This window comes from Hymenobacter sp. AT01-02 (assembly GCF_000961955.2).
Lineage (GTDB): Bacteria > Bacteroidota > Bacteroidia > Cytophagales > Hymenobacteraceae > Hymenobacter > Hymenobacter mucosus.
This window is the reverse complement of record NZ_JZIR02000018.1, coordinates 1-18,439: the sequence shown is the minus strand read 5'-3', so window position 1 is coordinate 18,439 and position 18,439 is coordinate 1. Positions and strand designations below refer to the sequence as shown.

Sequence of the window (18,439 nt, the reverse complement as noted above, 5' to 3'; positions counted from 1 at the left end):
TAACGCAGGATATTTCTGCGAGCTGTTTCCGGTACGTATACCGCCTGGTACGGTTGGGCTTAGGCCCCTGAGAAAAGCCAGGGGGAAGCAAGTGCTCCGAACTCGGCCGTAACCTTCCCCAGCCTTGCACAGTTCCTCCAAGCGCGCCCGTCTCTATTTTTAAGTTGCTACTCTCCGCTTCTGCCTATGTCTCACTTGTCTACTGCCATGCCCCTTGGTACGCTCGTTGCTCTCGGCGGCGGTGATGATGACGCACTACTAGCCTTACTCTGCGACCTGCTGCCTTCCTTAGATACGGCAGTAGAAATTGTTACCACTGCTTCTCCCCACGATGCTCAGGCTACCGCCACGGCATATGAGAAGGCCTTTCGGGAGCTTGGCTGCACAGCGGCGCGCCACTTGCCCATTGGAGAGCATCACCCCGCCGACGCGCCCGTAACCCTGCGCCGCCTGCGCCGGGCCGGGCTGGTATTCTTTTCCGGCGGCGACCAGGAGCGCATCACGGAGTTTATCCGGGGCACGGAGTTTCAGCAGGTGCTGCACCAGCGCTACCTTAGCGAAGCATCCTTTATTGTGGCTGGTACCAGCGCGGGGGCCGCCGCTCTCACAGAATATATGCTGGTAGACGGCTACGGGTGGCGGGCCCTGCGCAAGGGCGGCATTCGTACCAGGGCGGGGCTGGGTCTGTTGCCTCGCCTGCTCATTGATCAGCATTTCGTGGAGCGGGGCCGCTTTGGCCGGCTAGCCCACGCCCTGCTAGCGCACCCTATGTGCCTCGGAGTAGGCTTAGCCGAAGAAACGGGCATCATTGTGCGTGGCGGAAAGCAGGCCGAAGTATTCGGCGACGGCGTGGTAACTGTAGTAGATGGCCGTCACTTGCGTGGCAGCAACCTTGGCCGGGTAGGGCAAGGTGAGCCCGTAAGCGGCCAAGACTTGCGAGTGCATCTACTAGTAGCCGGACAGCACCTTGATTTGGCTTCCCGGGAAGTCGCAGCAAGCTAACCTGTGAGTGAATACTTACTCATGTGAGTTGAAGTCGCAAGAGCCGTGGTGAGGTTTTGGGAGTGGCCGTGCAGGCTGAGAGTAGAAAAAATGTGGATAGAAGAGCAGGAAAAGCATTTTTAAACTTACTCGGCGTGCCGAGTAAACTTCGTTTTTCTGCCTACATTTAGGCCTCCAATCCCCAAAATTCTCACACATTCCTGTATATGAACCTAAAATCTTTACTCCTCGCCGGAGGGGCGCTGCTCTCGGGCACAGCAGCGTCGGCGGGTGGCTACCAGGTAACGCTGGCAGGTCAGAAAAATAATGGCATGGGCGGCGTAGGGGTAGGCCTGTCGCTGGATCAAGCGGCCATGTTTTACAACCCCGGTGCCCTAGCAATGGTGCGCGACCGTGGAATACAGGTGGGCGTGAATGCTACCCTGGCTCGGCAAGCGTTCCGCTCTCAATATGGCGGACCGCAGCGTGAGCTGCAAAACCACGTGGTAACACCTTTTAACCTGTACGCTGGCTTCGGCTCAGAGGACAACAAGTTTGCCGCCGGTATTGCCGTGTACACTCCCTTTGGCAATAAGGTACAGTACGCCGATGGATGGGAAGGACGCTATTCGCTCACCGAAATCGACCTAAAGTCGATCTACGTGCAGCCAACGGTTAGCTATGCCCTAACGGACAAGCTGAGTGTGGGGGCGGGATTGGTGATTTTGGCTTACGGGGCAGTAAATCTGCAGCGCGACATTCCCGTGGAAGGTGCTGCGGGAGCCGGCGCTGCGCACGTGGAGCTGGATGGTAAGGCAACGACCAAAATTGGCTACAACGCAGGTATTTACTTTAAGCCTACCGATAAGCTGAGCCTGGGTGCTAGCTACCGCTCAAAGATAGATGCCCAGGTAGAAGGGGGCGACGTGACTTTCAGCAATGTGCCCGCCTCCCTGGGCTCGCGCTTTACTGCTACTGAGTTTGATGCTACGCTGCCCCTGCCTGCTACTACTAGCATCGGCGTGGGCTTCATGCCCAATGAGAAGCTGACCATCGGCTTCGACGCCAACTACGTGGAATGGAGCAAGTACAAAATCCTGCGGTTTGATTTCCGGGGCAACAACGGGGCCGGTGGCTTGGTGTCTACCTCTGGTCAGGTGGGCGGATCGAACGTGAGCACTTCGCGCCGGGAGTACAAGAATGCGTGGACGTTGCGCGCTGGTGCCCAGTACCAGCTCACCAGTGGCCTGACGGTGCGGGGAGGCGGTTCCTACGATTTCTCGCCGGTGAAAGACGGCTTTGTAACGCCCGAAACGCCCGATGCTGACCGCCTAGGACTTACAGTGGGGGCTTCCTACAAGTTCGGTAGCTTCGGTATTGATGTTTCGGGTCAGTTTATTGACCTGAAAAAGCGGACTCAGACTGAAGCCGACTTGGTGGCTAACAACACCGCCGACCGTGTGGCTGGTACCTACAAAACCCGTGTTCTGATTCCTGGTATCGGTCTGAACTACACCTTCTAAGTATCTCCTACTTCCCATGTATACTTTCTTCAAACGCACTGCACCAGCACTGGCTCTACTAGGACTGGGACTGGCTGGCTGCCAGCCCGAACTGGATGCGCCTAAAGCCGACCGAGCTCCGCCGACTTCTCCCGTTATATTGCCGTTGGCAACTCGCTCACGGCCGGCGTTTCAGATGGCGGACTGTACCTGGAGGGCCAACTGAATTCCTACCCTAACCTATTGGCTCAACAGTTCAAGGCCGTTGGCGGTGGCGACTTCGCTCAGCCTTTATTCCAAAGCGGTCAGGAAAATGGATCAGGCTATATACGTCTCGCGGGTTTCACCAGCACTGGTGCTCCCATTACAGCAAGCGTGACTACTAACTTGGCCGTGCGAGGTAGGGTAGAGACGCGCACAAACCCTGCATCAAACCCTCAGCTTATCTACACAAAATATACGGAGCCGATTAATAACCTGGGCGTACCCGGAATTCGGATGTCGGATATTGAAACCAGGGGATTTGGGAATGTAGCCTCAACAGGGGGGACCTTGTTAGCGCCTACTCCTATTTTCAACTCCTATTTTGAGCGTATTACCCCTGCCGGAAGTGATCAAACCTACCTAGAGCGCGTAGCGGCCTCTAACCCAACGTTCTTTACGAGCTGGTTGGGCAACAACGATGTGCTGGGGTTTGCCACGGCCGGAGCAGCAGCAAGCTTCCTGACGCCTGTAGCTGATTTTACGGATAAGAACAACAAGCTTATTAACGCGCTGACTGCCAATGGGGCCAAAGGGCTGGTTGCTACCATTCCGGATGTCACCAGCATTCCCTTTTTTACCACTGTAGGCCCCACATTCAAGGCTACCCTCCTTGCTGCTAACGTACCGGGTATTGTGGTAACTACCGGCGCTTTTTCCTCGACGCCGGGTACGCCAGCCACCCGTAAGTCTATTGCTACCGCCGACATTAAAGGAGCAGATGGCAACGGACGGCAACTGTTTACCCTTACGTCCTCACCGTATGTAGCCCTGTTTGGTCGACCTAATAATGGCAAAGCATGGCGCGATGTATACAACCAGGCACGTGCTTCGTTGCCACCGGTTGTCAGCCTTGGTGTGTTTTTAGCTATTCAGGGAGTGGATACCACGAAGGCGTTTGGTGCTTCAGTTGAGAACCCGTTCCCAAGCACGCTGGTGTTGGATGATGTAGAGCAAGTGGCAGTAAGAACTGCCACCACGGCCTTCAATAATGCGCTTACGGCCAAAGCCAATGAAAAAGGGCTGGCTATTTTCGATGCCAATGCCTCCCTCTCCCGCATTGTTACTACTGGTATCGTGTCAGATGCGGTGAATAACACAGCTGCTTTCATTTCCGGCAACTTGTTTTCGCTGGATGGGGTGCACTTCACACCTCGTGCTACGCCATTATCGCCAACGAGATGATTAACGCTATAAATACCAAGTATGGCGCTAGTCTGCAAACCGTAAATCCGAACAACTACCGCGGCGTACGGTTCCCGTAAGCTTCGTCTATTGCCAACAAAAAAGCCCTTGCTCAGCACGAGCAAGGCTTTTTTGTTGAAGTTACTTATTTGCTCAGCTGCACTGGCTGTAGCACTTCTGGCAACTCAGGAGCCTGTTCGCCGGCTAGTCGGGCGGCAATAACTTGGGCGTGGTAGCGACCATTCTCAATAAACCAACGACTAGTATTTAAGCCACCGCAAACAGTGCCCGCCAGGTATACGCCCGGGCGGTTGGTTTCGAGGGTTTCGGCGTCGTGGGTGGGCGTTTGCGCGGCGTCGGTTTGGCAGGTGATGCCCAGAGCCGCTAGCAAGGAAAAATCGGGGTGATAGCCCGTGAGGGCGTACACGTAGGAAGCAGGTAGTGCATGCCGCCCTTCAGGCGTTTGAATTTCTACCGCGTCGGGGGTGATGCGTTCCACCGTTGCGTTGAAGTAGGCGGTGATGCGGCCTTCCTTAATGCGGTTGAGAAGGTCGGGCCGAATCCAGTATTTCACCGAGTCGCTGACGGCAGCGCCCCGAACCACCATGGTAACGTGGGCGCCAGCCCGCAGAAGCTGGAGAGCCGCTTTGGCCGAGGAGTTTTTGGCGCCAACTACCACTACATGCTGCCCCGTGTGTGCGTAGGGCTCCTTATAGTAATGCGTTACGTGGGGCAGGTCTTCGCCAGGTACGCGCAAATAGTTTGGCACGTCGTAGAAGCCCGTAGCTACAATAACGTAGCGGCACTGAATGCGGCCTTTCTCCGTTACTACCTCATATTGGTCGGGCTCACCTTCCAGCCCTACTACCCGCTCGTAGAGGCGCAAGTTGAGGTTCTCGGCAAAGGCTACGCGGCGGTAATAATCCAAGCCATCTTCGCGCAGAGGCTTGTAGTGACTAGTGGGGAAGGGGTGGCCCCCAATTTCTAGGAGTTCTGGGGTGGAGAAGAACTCCATGTTGGTGGGGTAGCCGATAATGGAATTCACCAAAGCGCCTTTGTCCACCACCACAGCCGAGAAACCGCGCCGCTGCACCTCAATAGCGGATGCCAAACCCACCGGCCCGGCCCCAATTACCACCACATCGAAAACAGAAGATTCAGAAGTTGAAGCCATAGAAATATAATACCAACAAAAGGCCGGGGGAGTTTAAAATCTGATGGTAGATAGTGGAATTAAGAGCCTCGTGTTGAGTAGCAACATGGAGCAAGGCCTGTTACAACCTGGTTGGTCGATGCATACCCCGGAAAGCGTCATACCAGAAGGTCCCGCCACGGCGAGACCCTTCTGGTACTACTACATATAGCTCTTAGCCATTTAGTGCGCCTGTAGCCAGTTGCGGCCGGTGCCTACCTCTACCTCTAAGGGCACGCCGTGGGGTAGCAGAAGGGCCTGCGTCATTAGCTCTTTAATCTTGGGCGTGATGTAGTCTACCTCTTCCTGTACGGCATCGAACACCAATTCATCGTGCACCTGCAGAATCATGCGCGTGCCAAGTTTTTCCTGAATTAGCCACTCATGAATGTTAATCATGGCCTTCTTGATAATGTCGGCCGCCGTACCCTGGATGGGGGCGTTAATGGCATTACGCTCAGTGTAGCCGCGCAGAGTAGCATTGCGCGAGTTGATGTCGCGCAGGTAGCGCCGCCGCCCAAGGAGGGTAGTAGCGTACTCTAGCTCCCGCGCCCGATTGATGCTGTCATCCATGAACTGCTTCACCGAAGGAAACTCCTGGAAGTACGTATCAATGATTTCGGTAGCTTCCTTACGACTGATACCGATGCGCTGGGCCAGGCCGAAAGCCGAAATACCGTAGATGATGCCGAAGTTGACGGTTTTGGCTTTGCGGCGCATTTCGCCATCTACCTCCGTGATGGGCACGTGAAATACTTTGCTGGCCGTGCTGGTATGAATATCAAGACCTTGGCGGAAGGCTTCAATCATGGTTTTGTCGCCCGAGAAGTCAGCCATGATGCGCAGCTCTACTTGCGAGTAGTCGGCTGCGAGCAGCACGTGCTGTGTATCGCGCGGTACAAACGCCTTGCGGATTTCCCGGCCCTTTTCGGTGCGAATGGGAATGTTCTGGAGGTTGGGGTTTGTGGAGCTGAGGCGGCCCGTAGCCGTTACGGCCTGGTTAAAGGATGTGTGTACTCGCCCGTCTACCTCGCACACAAGTTGGGGTAGGGCTTCTACGTAGGTGCTGCGTAGCTTCGTGAGCTGGCGGTGCTCCAGAATCAAGCCGGCAATGGGGTTATCGGCGGCAAGCTGGCTGAGCACCTCCTCGCCAGTGGCATACTGCCCCGTCTTGGTTTTTTTGATTTTGCCGCCACCCAGACCCATACGGTCGAACAGCACCTCGCCCAGCTGCTTAGGCGAGCCAATGTTGAATTCCTCGCCGGCTGCCTGAAAAATTTGCTGTTCGATTTCGGTGATGTAGCCTTGCAACTCGGCCGAATACTCACCCATGGCCCCGCTGTCAATCTTTACCCCTTCATACTCAATGTCGGCCAGCACGGGCACCAGCGGATTCTCTACCTCGTTCAGCAAATCCAGTAAGCCTACTTCCTTCAGCAAAGGCTCAAATACATGCTTGAGCTGTAAGGTTACGTCGGCGTCCTCACAGGCGTAATCCGACACCTCGGCCGGTGGGATATCGGCCATGGTTTTCTGGTTTTTGCCTTTGGGACCAATTAGCGAAATGATAGAAACTGGCGTGTAGTGCAGGTAGGTTTCGGCTAGCACATCCATGTTGTGGCGCATGTCGGGCTCCAGCAGGTAGTGGGCCAGCATAGTGTCAAACAGCTTACCCCGCATCTGCACGTGGTAGTGCTTCAGAATGGTAAGGTCGTACTTGATGTTTTGCCCAATTTTCAGAATGTGCTCGGCCTCAAAGAAGGGGCAGAACTCGTTTACTAGGGCTTGGGCCGCAGTGTGGTCGTCGTGGGGGACGGGCACGTAGTAGGCCTCACCGGGTAGCCAGCAAAACGAAAGACCCACTAGCCGGGCCGTCATGGTGTCGAGGCCAGTTGTCTCGGTGTCGAAGCTCACTTCCTTTTGCTGCAAAAGAAAATCTAATAAGGATTTACGCAGCTCCGGAGTATCAATCAGGTGATACTGGTGGGGTACGTCCTCCAACGTGAGTCGTGGGCCCGCCGGTGCTCCGTAGGAACCGGTTTCACCCTCCTCGGCGCCGATAGCTACGGCTGCATCCGAAGAAGAGCCGAACAAGCTGCCCTGGCCTTCCGCTACCTTGGGCCGTCGGGCGCCGCGCGGAGTGGGAGCGGTGCTGCTCACTCCGGCTGGGCTGCCCCCGCCTAGTACGCGGGCAGCTAGCTGCCGAAACTCCAACTCTTCAAACAGTTGGCGCAAGGCGTCTACATTGGGCTCTTCCAGCGTCAGGTTTTCCTCGTGGAACTCAATGGGTACGTCTAAGTGAATGGTGGCTAGCTCCTTGCTTAGTAAGCCCTGCTCGGCAAAGTTGCGTACGTTTTCCTGCTGCTTACCTTTCAGCTCGTCCACGTTGGCAATCAGGTTTTCTACCGAGCCATACTTTTGAATAAGCGTTTTGGCGGTTTTCTCGCCAATGCCCGGTATGCCCGGAATGTTGTCCGACGCGTCGCCCTGCAAGCCTAGAATGTCAATTACCTGCTCGGGGCGCTCAATCTCGAAGCGTTGCAGCACGTGGGCTACATCCAGCACCTCGGCAGCATTGCCCATAAAGGCCGGCCGGTAGATTTTCACGCAGTCGGTTACCAGCTGGCAGTAGTCTTTGTCGGGTGTCATCATGAACACTTCCCCAAAGCCTTGCGCCTCGGCACGGCGGGCTAGTGTACCAATCACATCGTCGGCCTCAAACCCATCCACCACCAGAATAGGGATGTTGAAGGCTTGGATAATCTTCTTGATGTAGGGAATGGCCAGCCCAATATCCTCAGGCATGGCCTGGCGTTGGGCTTTATATTCGGCAAACTGCTCGTGGCGGAACGTCTTTTTTTGCGCGTCGAAAGCCACGCCTATATGGGTGGGCTTTTCCTTTTGCAATACTTCCACCAACGTGTTCGTAAAGCCAAGGATGGCTCCGGTGTTCAAGCCCTTGGAATTCACGCGCGGGTTTTTGCTGAAGGCAAAGTGGGCGCGATAAATCAGGGCAAAGGCGTCGAGGAGGAAGAGCTTTTTGGCGGGAGCAGAGGCAGCATCAGTCATAGGTACGAAGGTACGCAAGGCAGCAGAGAAGGGTACAGCCCCAGCCGTATCAGTATCTACAAAGAGCAGGCTGCGGGAGGCCAGCTAAGCCAGCGCGCACAAGCGGAAGGCTGCTCAGCTAAAGCTGCGGTGCTTTATTTGCACTATGAAATACGTACCTCTCTTTATCCTGCTGCTGTATTCTGGTCTGACGTATGCTCAAACTACTGGGGGCACTCAGCGCCCTACAATGCAGAAGCATGCCCAGCAGGTAGTTGCGTTTCAGCAGGAGTTGAATGCCGAGTATCGGGACTCGACTCGCACACCGCTGCTGGTGGCAGAGCGGAGTACATTTACTGGCTTGCCATTCTATCCTATCAACTACGCGGCCTGCGTGGAGGCCAAGTTTGAACCAGATTCCTTAGGCGCGCCCTTTCAAATGCAGACTAGCACCGTCCGGCAGCCTTTGTACCGGAAGTACGGCGTATTGCTTTTTACACTTGAGGGCAAGCCCCAACACTTAGCGGTGTATCAAAGCTTGGACCTACAGCAAAACCCAGAGTACCGCGACTATTTATTCGTACCCTTCACCGACCGTACGAACGGCCACGGCAGCTACGGGGGTGGCCGCTACATTGACCTGCGCCGGGGGCAAATTCACCAGGGCCGAGTTGTGCTCGACTTTAACCGTGCCTATAATCCCTACTGCGCTTACGGCGGCAACTACTCCTGCCCCGTACCACCCGCCGAAAATCATCTGCCGTTGCTATTCGGGCGGGAGTTATGAGCTCACACTAACTCTCATAAGGCTTGGCTTACTTCGAAGGCGAGGCTGGTGCTTCCCGACAGGCCGTTCGCCGCCAAGCCTTGTACTACCACCTGATACATACCAGGTTGGTCAGAAGTATAAAACTCCAACGCGCGGGCAGCAGAAGTTGTCGTTACGGCAGGGTTCCAGTAGAGAAGGTTTCGCAAATCTGGCAGGCGACTTTGCTGTTGGGCCGGGGTTTCATAGCGCGGAGCGTAGAACTCACGTTGCAATTGCATGCCCTCATACTCCTGCACTAATGCTTTCGGGTCGAGTGGAAAGCCATCTAAGTTGCCCTTATACGTGGTAAAGCTCACAATGCCGCTATACATAGAGCGTCCTTGGAAATAGCGGCTGTCTAGCACCTCCAGCTTCTGAATTTTCAGCGGGTCCATGGCCATAATTCTATTCGTGTTGAATACAGGCATGCCGTCCAGCAAGACTAAGGGTGGGTCGGAGAAAATGGAACGATTAGGATTGTCGAGCACAGTAAAGTGAAAGCCGTCCTTTTTGATTCTGACTTTTACGCCCGGCACGTATTCGCGTAGCACCTCTTCCAGGGTTTTGAACCGCGTGTAATCATCCAGCATGTAGCGCTCGTCGGGCATACCATAGAAGGCTAGGCTATCGGTATCCGGCAGGGTGTACAGGTTGTTGTACCGGCGGAAATAGGCGTTCTGCACCTGCGCTTGCACATGACGCTGGGTAAACGCATTTTTAAAGCGCGGATAGGGCGTGAACACGCTGCTGAATACCCCAGTGGCATACTGCTGAGAGAAAGGCGAGAAAATCTCTACTGCGTACGTGCTGTCGTGCTGGGTATTTGTTTGTACCACGATATCGCGCGTGCCATAGAAATCATCCACTTCAAACTGGATGCTTCCGTCGCGGGCACTGATGGAGTTGGCTAGTCGGATAAGGCGGCTGGGCGAGGACAAGTACGCCGTAATATCGGGGGCTGGCTGGCCAGTGCCCTGGTGCGTAATGCGCCCCCGAACTAAATGGCTCTGTAGCTCGGGTAGGTACTGAAATGCAGGCAGCCTATTGGCCAGCACATCTTCCCACCGAAACCGGCTCCACCCATGCGTAAGCATTAGGTTTTCGGTAGCGGCAGCGGCTTCCGGTTCAGTGCTTGTGAAGTAGTAGTCGGGGTTTTCGACCATACCCTTCAGATCAGAAGCCAGCCAGAGGTAGCTAGTAATGCTGGGTGCCGGTGCTGCCAGTGAATCGAGCCGGTACACGGCTACGGAAAGATTTGCCGGCAGGGGCTGACTAGCCGTGGCAGTGGTCAACTGCAGGTTAACCTTCTGACGAGTAGCGTACTGGCCTTTGTCTAGTTGAGCCTTGATAGTAAGCTGTTGTTTCGGGCGCTGGAAGTAGAGCCGTTCGCACACCGGCTGGTGGCGATGGTTGAACACTGTGAAATGAGAAATGCCTTCGCTCAAAGTTGCCTTGTTGATGAGAAACTCGGCCTGGCCGTTGCGGATTGGAGCACTGGTAGCAGTAGTGAGTTGCTGGCGGGCGTGGCCCAGCAGATCCACGCGGTCGGCGTCAGCGTCGGTGGTCTGCACCACAATGCGGATCTGCTGTAACCCGGCTTCCTCCAAGTGCATTACGTAGCCTGCCCTGTACACGGCCGGTAACTTGCGTGACACTATGCGGCCACTGGGCAGCTTCAGCACAGCCGTGTAGGCGGCTTCGGCAGCGGGGGTGAAGGTGAAAGCGCCCATACCGAACCTGAGCGTTTTGAAAGTAGTGAGCGACTTGCCTTGTGCATCAAGCAAGGTGCCTACTACGGGTATACTCCGGCCGGCCCGGTCCGTCACCTTGAAGGCTACCTTGCTGGCTATGCCGCGCACTAGGTTGCCCCCTTCTGGAAAGAACTGCACGTCATAAGATGCCGTGTCTAACGTAGATACCACCCCCGAAGCCCGAGCTGTATTAATGATAGTAACCGGGCTGTGGAAATAATACTCGGGGCTAAAGTTCTTCATCCAACTAGTATAGGCCCGCACCGTGTAGCTACCCGAGTTAAGGGAAGAAGGTAACTGAAAAGAGCCCTGACCTATGGCCTTAGCAAGTGGGACCTTACCCTGCAATACTGCCCGCCGATTTTTATCCAACACTTCCACGTATACCACAGCACTTTGAGCCAGCGGTTGTGCGTAGGTTCCATCTACGGCGTACACCTTAAACCACATTGTTTCCCCGGTCAGGTACAAAGGGCGGTCTAGGTGTAGATACAGCTTTTCTTGAAGGGTTTGCTGCTGGTACTGGTTGAAACGACGGGCTAGGCTCCGTACAGAGTCAGACTGAGCTTGGGCAGTGCCAACTCCCATTATCCACAGAAGCAAAACGGGCAAGTACTGGCGCGAAAAGCTTCTTATGCAAGAAATAGACGAAGACATAGGCGTAGGGAGGGAAGTCAGTGAGGAAAGGTGAGCACTTAGGGCCAGAAGCTGGGCTTGACATTACTACCCCGCAGGCGACAGTCTATACAGTCCGGTGTTTGATTTTCAAACCCGATAATCGTGCCCCTACTATCTCGGATTTCAGTCACCGGGACGCGATACGTAGTATCAGCAAAGAACTTGTACATGTTATAGCCATGGCGTTCGGTAGAATCATGGAGTAGAGTATTTAAACCAGTGCACCTCTCATAGCCCTCATTCTGAGGGTGCCATTCGTTTGGTAGAGTAAGCCGATCGACGAAGAGGCGCTGTTCCACTACCGTTGCAGCACCCACAAAGCCGAGCACGGGCTCCGTGTCATCAGTGAGGCAGTGCACGTTGCCCTGGATCTGGCTGGGCAAGGGGTCGAACAGGGTGCCAATGTTCTCTGTGTTCTTCTTGATGGCCTCCCAGTAGTCAAACTCAGCTGCTGACATGGCATACTGCCGCACCAGAATGCTGTATAGTGATTGTAGCCGACCTGAACTTGAAGGAATCAATTTAAGCCGGTAGTCGCGCACGGCATCTTGGCTTAAACGTAATGTATTAGCCGTGTTGATAAGGGCAGATGCTTCTGTTCGCCAGCAGTGGTGTATATCTTCTGTTCGCCGGAAGTAGGTGCGACGCTCACTGTTTCCCTTTCCAAACCGCCAACGGCTCCAATATGCAGAGGTAAATGCCCACGTTTCTGTGTATTCCCAGCGGTAGTATTGCGTTTGCCTAGTTTCGTCGTGGGCACTAATGTAAATCTGAAGCCCGTCGGCTTGAGCCCGCCCTTCTAAGTTGTCAATAGGAGGCGTTTGCTTTAACAATACATAATCAGACGCGTATTCGCGGCCCGTGCTCGTACGAATATGTAAACGGTATTGGTCTACTGGAAGCACTTGCTGCGGAGAGGTATACACGCCAGCACTATCTTCCTGTAAGGAATAGCGTAAACCGTTTTTGTTTTCGATGGCTACACTAGCGTTTATTTCCGGTGGGTAGGTGTTTTTCTCTGCTATGTTGATCGATCGGGATAGTCGAATCGTTGTACTGCCGTTACCATTGATGAATCCATCTACTACTAGATAATTATTGGCCGACTGGATTACCTCCGGTGCGTAGCTATCTACGCAGCCACTTAGTAGAAGCAACAGGCACCAGATAATTGGATGGGTAGAAATGCGCATAGAGTAAACATGTTATAATGATTAGGTATAAAGTGTCTAAGGCCAAAAGCTCGGTTTCACGTTTGTGCCTCGTAAACGACAATCGACGCACTCAGGCGTTTGTGCTGTGAAAGCTATGCTTGTCCGACTCACCGGAATTCGAAGCTGCGGATCGCCAAAATACTCTTGTAGCGTCCAGCCCTTCCACCGTTCACTTGGGAAAGTGTCAAGGGCCGTACAGGTTTCGTACCCGTCGAGGTTAGTGCGCCATTCGTTTGGTAGAGTAAGCCGGTCGACGAAGAGGCGCTGTTCCACTACCGTTGCAGCACCCACAAAGCCGAGCACGGGCTCCGTGTCATCAGTGAGGCAGTGCACGTTGCCCTGGATCTGGCTGGGCAAGGGGTCGAACAGGGTGCCAATGTTCTCTGTGTTCTTCTTGATGGCCTCCCAGTAGTCAAACTCAGCTGCTGACATGGCATACTGCCGCACCAAAATGCTATAGCGGTAGCGCAAGCGGCCAGATGAGGAGGGGATGAACAGCAGGCGGTAGTCGCGCACGGCGTCTTGGCTCAGGCGCACCGTGCTGGTAGTGTTGATGGAGGAGGAGTTCTCCGTACGCCAGCAGTTATAAATATTTTCTCGGCGAGATATTACCTGATTTCTGCTGTCGTCATAACGCAGCGTACTACGAAAGGCAGAAGTAAACTCCCATGTTTCGGTGTATTCCCAGCGGTAATATTGCGTTTTTCCCTCATCATCATGAGTATCAACGTATATCTGTAATCCATTTTCCTGTATTCTGGCTTTCAAATTGTCAATGGGAGGCGGCTGCTTTGCCACCGTGTAGTCAGACGTATACTCGCGGCCAGTACTAGTGCGGATATAAAGATGGTAACGCGTACTTGAGGGGAGTTTTTGGCTGGTAGAAATGTATACGCCGGGACTCGTTTCGGTTAAAGGATAGCGAGTACCTGCTTCACTCTCAATCCTTACTGTGGCCTTAGTTTCGGCCGGATAGCCGCCTGCACTGCTTAAGTCTTGGGAGCGAGTGAGGGTAATCGTTGTAACACCATCAGTATTGATAAAACCATCTAATACCAGCAAATTGGCGGCAGTGCCAACAAGCTTTGGCTCGTAGGGCTCCACGCAGCTTGCAGTCAGCAGCAGTAATAGCCAAGTCAGCAAACGTAGACGGGGGTACAGCATCTCTTTAGCCTATTAAAATTTGAAGTTATAAGTAGCAGTAGGAATCGGCTGCCCGAAGATGGACAATTGGTACCCCCGAATTTGACCACCTACTGACTTGAAGTACACCGAGTAAGGATTTTTGCGTCCTGTGAGGTTGTACACGCCGAAGGTCCAGGAACTGTGAGCCAGCTTTTTCACCTTGTGGTTGCCCTCCAGGTTTAGGGCTAGGTCGGCGCGATAGTAATCAGGCACGCGGTAGGCATTGCGCTCCGAGTAGTACACGCGGGTGGCGCTGCCCACGTAATATTTGGCCAATGGCAGCGTAATGGGGCGGCCGGTGCTGTATGTGTAGTTCAGTGAAGCGCTAATACGACGACTGAAGCGGTAGTTGCCGATAAGGGTGAAGTCATGAGGTTTATCGAAGTTGCTGGGGTAGTAGCGGCCCCCATTTATCATGTCGGAGGTGGTGCCTTGGTTTACCTGTACCAGGGAGCGGGAGTAAGTGTAGCTCGCCCAGCCGTTGATTTTACCGGTCAGCTTGCGTAGCATCACCTCCACACCATAGGCCTTACCCACGGCATTTACAATGTCGGTTTCAATGTGTCGGTTCAAGATCAGGGTAGCACCTCCTTTGTAGTCTACAAAGTCACGAGTAGACTTGTAATAGGTCTCTACCGAGAACTCAATGGTGTTAGCGCGGAAGTTATGGTAGTAGCCCACTGAGTACTGGTCACCAACTTGGGGGCGTACGTTAGAGTCACTCAGCTTCCAAATATCCGTCGGTGACATGGCCGTGGTATTAGACAGCATGTGTATGTACTGACGGGTACGGTTGTAGCTAACTTTAACCGATGAGTTGTCCGTGAGGCTATAACGGGCCGACAGGCGGTATTCTGGCCCGTGGTAGGTAGCCAGTGCCTTGCCTGACCCATAGGACACGGTATCAGTGATGGTGTTCAAGGTCTTCGGTAAACCGGGTACGTAGTTGTACACTTCACGCGGCCCCAATGCAGTGTAAAGCGAGTAACGAAGCCCTAGCGATACCGACAGCCGCGGTGATACGTCTATGCGGTCTGACACGTACAGCGCGCTTTCTACCCCTTGTTCCCGCGGCAACACGTCCTGCGTAATTAACGACTCAGTGCCCGAGGGGGCGAGCCCGCCCGGCGACACGTGGTAGAGCACCGAGCTTCCCCCGAAATCGATGTTGTGCTTGGTGTTAAGCACGTAGGAAAAATCAGCCTGCACATTGTACTGCTTGATATCATATGTCAACCTCGAAGCCGTTGACACATCTCGCTTGCTGGTAATATTGTACTCATACGTACTCATGGCCCCCGTCAGTACCCCGTAGAGCTTGTTACTGAAGGTATGCCGCCATTTCAGGCTGGCATTCTGGTTGCGGTACCGATAGGCCGTGTCGCTTGCCAGCTGAAATTTGTCGGTACTGAGGTAAGCCGTCAGATAGAGCGCATTCTTCTCATTGATTTCGTGGCTGACGTGGGCACTTACATCGTAAAACGACGCTGAGCTTTGCTTGAAGCTCTCATTGGGTAACAAGTGCAGAATCCAGTTGGAATAGCTAGTGCGGCCCCCTACTATAAATGAAGTTTTTTCTTTGACAATAGGTCCTTCGAGCGTGAGGCGGCTGGTAAGCGGGCCGACGCCTCCCGAGCCGGAGAACTTCTTCTTGTTGCCGTCGCGAGTAGCAATGTCTAGCACTGACGACAAGCGTCCTCCATACTTAGCCGGAATAGCGCTCTTGTACAGTTCCACCGACTTGATAACATCGGGGTTGAACGCCGAGAAGAACCCGAATAAGTGCGACGGATTGTAAACGGTAGCGTCGTTAAATAAAATAAGGTTCTGGTCAGTGGCACCACCGCGCACATTCAGGCCCGTGTTGCCTTCCCCCACCGACTTGACCCCCGGCAAGGTGAGTACCACGCGCAGCACGTCTGTCTCGCCGAAGGCTGTGGGTACCTGACGCATCGTTTTGATATCGAGCCGTTCCACGCCCATTTGCAGGCCAGCTACGTTGCGGTCCTTCTCGGCCTCAATTACTACCTCCCGCAAAGTGGTAATATCCTCCTCCGTTTCAATATCCAACTTGCCGTCGCCACGTAGCATCACTTGGCGCTTGGTGTTTTTGATACCAATACCGCGTATAGTTAGCTCATGCCGCCCTACTGGCAGCGTTAGCGAGTAAAGGCCAAACTGATCTGTGCTGGCCCCCACCTTGAGGGCCTCACTGTATATGGTAGCGCCTACTACGGGCTCACCATTTTTGACCTCGCGTAGTCTACCTGCTAAGGTAGCTTTGCCTGTACTAGAACTAGTGCCAATATCGTATAAGCGAAAAGCAGAAGTGCGAGCTGTGCGGATAGAGTTGCTTGGCAGCGGGTTATCCGACGCCACTGGATCAGTACTAGCGGCCTCGTCCTTTTCCGGCTGAAAAAAATTGTCTGACAGTGTCAGCTGCACGGGGTTGCCAGTAGTAACGAATACCCGGTTGTGCTCATCTATTGCAAAGCGCAGCATCGTCTGTTGCAGCGCCAGCGTTAGTACCTCTTGCAGGGGTTGGTTTTGGGCCTGTACTGTAATTGTCAAGCTATCGACAGCCGTAGGAGTGTAATAAAACCTGTACGGTGTGGTAGCCTCAATTTGCTTAACGAACTGCTCAAATGGCACCTGCTGAAAGCTACCACTAATGCGCTGTGAAGTGACTTGTTGCGCAAAACCAGCAAAACCTAAACAGGAGAGTAGTAGAAAGAAAAGTATAGAGCAGAAATGTTTCATATAGCGCGTGGATAGGGTAGGGACGTATAAATTGCCCGGACTAGTGCTTAGGCTACGGGCCTATTGGGGCAAGCTGGCATAATAGTTTACCAGCGCAATGAGGTCGTCTTCAAGCCCTTTCTTGCGGAAGCGTAGCTTCTTCTCCCGAGCATATTGCTGCAGCTCTCTGCGCCGGTCTGGGAATAATGAAATGAAAGAGCCCCGACCTTTAACGGGATAATAAACTCGGTCGCGCTTAATAAAGTATTGGTTAGTAGCGGAGAACGACGCCTTGGTTATATTCTGGCTGGGCTGCACTTGTATCTTCTTCACGCGCCGGGCCAGTAACGTAACGCCCTTGTCAACCAGCAAATCATAGAAGCCGGGCGTAATATTCTGATTTGCTGCGGTGTCCTTGGTAAGACGAATAAACGTATGACCTTGTAGCGTAAAGCGGCTAACTTTCTCACTCACCAGCCTCAGGGTAAACAAGTTGGTGGGCTGCTGCACTACCACTTGGTCTAGGCGGGTATCATAAAGCAACGGAACGTTTGGATAGTAATGGCCGGCGTAATACACGGAGCCTGGTTGAGCAGTAGCAGTGCCGAAAAACTGATTGCCTTGGACTTCCTGGTAGTATCTGGTGTAATTGAAATATTCAGGACCATTGTACAACTGCGACTGATCTTGAATATGTGCGGTGTAGCGTTGTGCAACTTGGCTTTTGGCTGCTGCTAGAAGGGTAGTATCTGAGGAAGTACTCTGCGCTACGGCCTGCCTACTACTGGCTATACTTAGCACGGCCAAGCCGTACAGAGGTAAGGATATTTTCATAACTAGAAAGGGATAGAGGCGCGGTAATTAACAGACAGCCAATGGATGAGAATAGCTGCACTACTCGCTTACTTCTGAGGAAGTAGTGAGCTAGCAAACATACGTTAAAAAGGACAGGCTGCCGCTAGTGTTGGTCAAGACGACAGCAAGCGTTAGCAATGGCAGTATCGTATTGCTGCCATGCGCATTTCAAAGCAAGAACTCCCTGTGGGCAGTCGCGTAGATGTAGATCTATGCGCTATATTTCCCTTGATCTTGAGACTTCTGGGGGTAAGCCCCAGCGCCACCAAATTCTAGAGTTAGCCGCCGTGGTAGAAGATACCAAGCACCTGCTACCGTTAGAGCAGTTGCCGGCCTTTCGGCGCGTAGTGCGCCACCCTGAATATGTGGGTACCGCCGGTGCCTTGGCATTGAATGCTCGGTTACTAGAAGAGTTGGCCCGCAAGGAAACCAACCCCGAGCTGTGCACGCCCGAGGACCTGCTACCTCAATTGCGGGATTTTTTGTTGGCGCAAGGCTTCCGGCCCGACAAGCAGGATTGCGTAACAGTGACCATGGCCGGAAAAAATATTGCGTCCTTCGATCTAGGCTTTCTGCGAGAGCTACCGGGCTATGGTACCCTCGTGCGTGCGGAACCGGCCATGCTAGACCCGGCTGCTTTCTACCTGAACTGGCGTAAAGACACGCGGCTACCGACTATGCAAACCTGCAAGGCCCGCGCTGGCTTCGAGAACGATACCGTAGCCCACGAAGCCTTAGCCGACGCCCTCGACGTGGTGCAGTTGCTACGCCCGTTCTATGAGCTACCTGTGTATAAGCAAACAGGCTCAGCAGAGTCGTTATAGCAAGGGAACAGCTGCCAAGATGAGGGCAAAGTAGCTCTACCGTTATCACAAGAATGCCTCGTGCTTCTAACTGCGCACGAGGCTAAAAACGTACACAGGCAGCTAGGTTGGTCCTAGCTGCCTGTGCCATAGCTGATGCGGAGTAACAGAGGGTTACCAGTCGCCGGAAGCGCCGCCGCCGCCGAAGCTACCGCCGCCGAAGCCGCCGAAGCCCCC

Annotated in this window: 12 protein-coding genes; 5 read left to right on the top strand and 7 right to left on the bottom strand. The window is 53.8% G+C overall.

Features of this window, described 5'->3' with window-relative positions; genetic code table 11:
- The first annotated feature begins 186 nt into the window (after positions 1-186).
- The 3 genes from VI25_RS08305 to VI25_RS08295 all read left to right on the top strand — a co-directional run bounded on the left by VI25_RS08305 (position 187) and on the right by VI25_RS08295 (position 3,929).
- Positions 187-1,002, top strand: a complete 816-nt coding sequence (locus VI25_RS08305; protein WP_052695009.1) for a cyanophycinase — start codon at positions 187-189, stop codon at positions 1,000-1,002.
- A gap of 206 nt (positions 1,003-1,208) precedes the next feature.
- Entirely contained in the window at positions 1,209-2,504 is a 1,296-nt protein-coding gene (locus tag VI25_RS08300; RefSeq protein WP_045687483.1) for an OmpP1/FadL family transporter, read from the top strand.
- A gap of 222 nt (positions 2,505-2,726) precedes the next feature.
- A complete protein-coding gene (locus VI25_RS08295) occupies positions 2,727-3,929 on the top strand; it encodes a hypothetical protein (protein ID WP_052695010.1) in 1,203 nt (400 codons plus the stop codon).
- A gap of 145 nt (positions 3,930-4,074) precedes the next feature.
- Here the strand turns inward: VI25_RS08295 and VI25_RS08290 are convergent, their stop codons facing one another.
- Both VI25_RS08290 and polA read right to left on the bottom strand, forming a co-directional pair.
- Positions 4,075-5,103: a YpdA family putative bacillithiol disulfide reductase gene (locus VI25_RS08290; protein WP_045687484.1), complete on the bottom strand. Its 1,029-nt coding sequence runs from the start codon at positions 5,101-5,103 to the stop codon at positions 4,075-4,077.
- Positions 5,104-5,304: 201 nt separating this feature from the next.
- Positions 5,305-8,190 (bottom strand): DNA polymerase I, encoded by a 2,886-nt coding sequence (gene polA / locus VI25_RS08285; protein ID WP_045687485.1) that lies wholly within the window; start codon positions 8,188-8,190, stop codon positions 5,305-5,307.
- A gap of 145 nt (positions 8,191-8,335) precedes the next feature.
- Here polA and VI25_RS08280 point away from each other — a divergent pair, with 145 nt between their 5' ends.
- Positions 8,336-8,956 (top strand): DUF1684 domain-containing protein, encoded by a 621-nt coding sequence (locus VI25_RS08280; protein WP_045687486.1) that lies wholly within the window; start codon positions 8,336-8,338, stop codon positions 8,954-8,956.
- Positions 8,957-8,970: 14 nt separating this feature from the next.
- On the opposite strand, the gene VI25_RS08275 is transcribed toward VI25_RS08280, so the two are convergent.
- From VI25_RS08275 to VI25_RS08255, 5 genes are read right to left on the bottom strand one after another with little or no spacing between them, the layout of a single operon-like run.
- Positions 8,971-11,385: an MG2 domain-containing protein gene (locus VI25_RS08275; RefSeq protein ID WP_082455454.1), complete on the bottom strand. Its 2,415-nt coding sequence runs from the start codon at positions 11,383-11,385 to the stop codon at positions 8,971-8,973.
- 38 nt (positions 11,386-11,423) lie between these two features.
- A complete protein-coding gene (locus VI25_RS08270) occupies positions 11,424-12,599 on the bottom strand; it encodes a DUF4249 domain-containing protein (RefSeq protein ID WP_055562425.1) in 1,176 nt (391 codons plus the stop codon).
- 36 nt (positions 12,600-12,635) lie between these two features.
- The gene (locus VI25_RS08265; protein WP_161806901.1) at positions 12,636-13,763 is read right to left on the bottom strand and encodes a DUF4249 domain-containing protein; all 1,128 of its coding nucleotides are present in this window, start codon (positions 13,761-13,763) and stop codon (positions 12,636-12,638) included.
- A 33-nt stretch (positions 13,764-13,796) separates the two neighbouring features.
- Positions 13,797-16,565, bottom strand: coding sequence for a TonB-dependent receptor domain-containing protein (locus VI25_RS08260; RefSeq protein WP_045687489.1), 2,769 nt, complete (start codon positions 16,563-16,565; stop codon positions 13,797-13,799).
- 60 nt (positions 16,566-16,625) lie between these two features.
- The gene (locus VI25_RS08255) at positions 16,626-17,378 is read right to left on the bottom strand and encodes a hypothetical protein (RefSeq protein ID WP_045687490.1); all 753 of its coding nucleotides are present in this window, start codon (positions 17,376-17,378) and stop codon (positions 16,626-16,628) included.
- A gap of 233 nt (positions 17,379-17,611) precedes the next feature.
- Between VI25_RS08255 and VI25_RS08250 the strand changes: the two genes are divergently transcribed.
- Complete coding sequence (locus tag VI25_RS08250; RefSeq protein WP_052695013.1) at positions 17,612-18,223, top strand: exonuclease domain-containing protein; 612 nt, start codon at positions 17,612-17,614, stop codon at positions 18,221-18,223.
- The last annotated feature ends 216 nt before the right edge of the window (positions 18,224-18,439 follow it).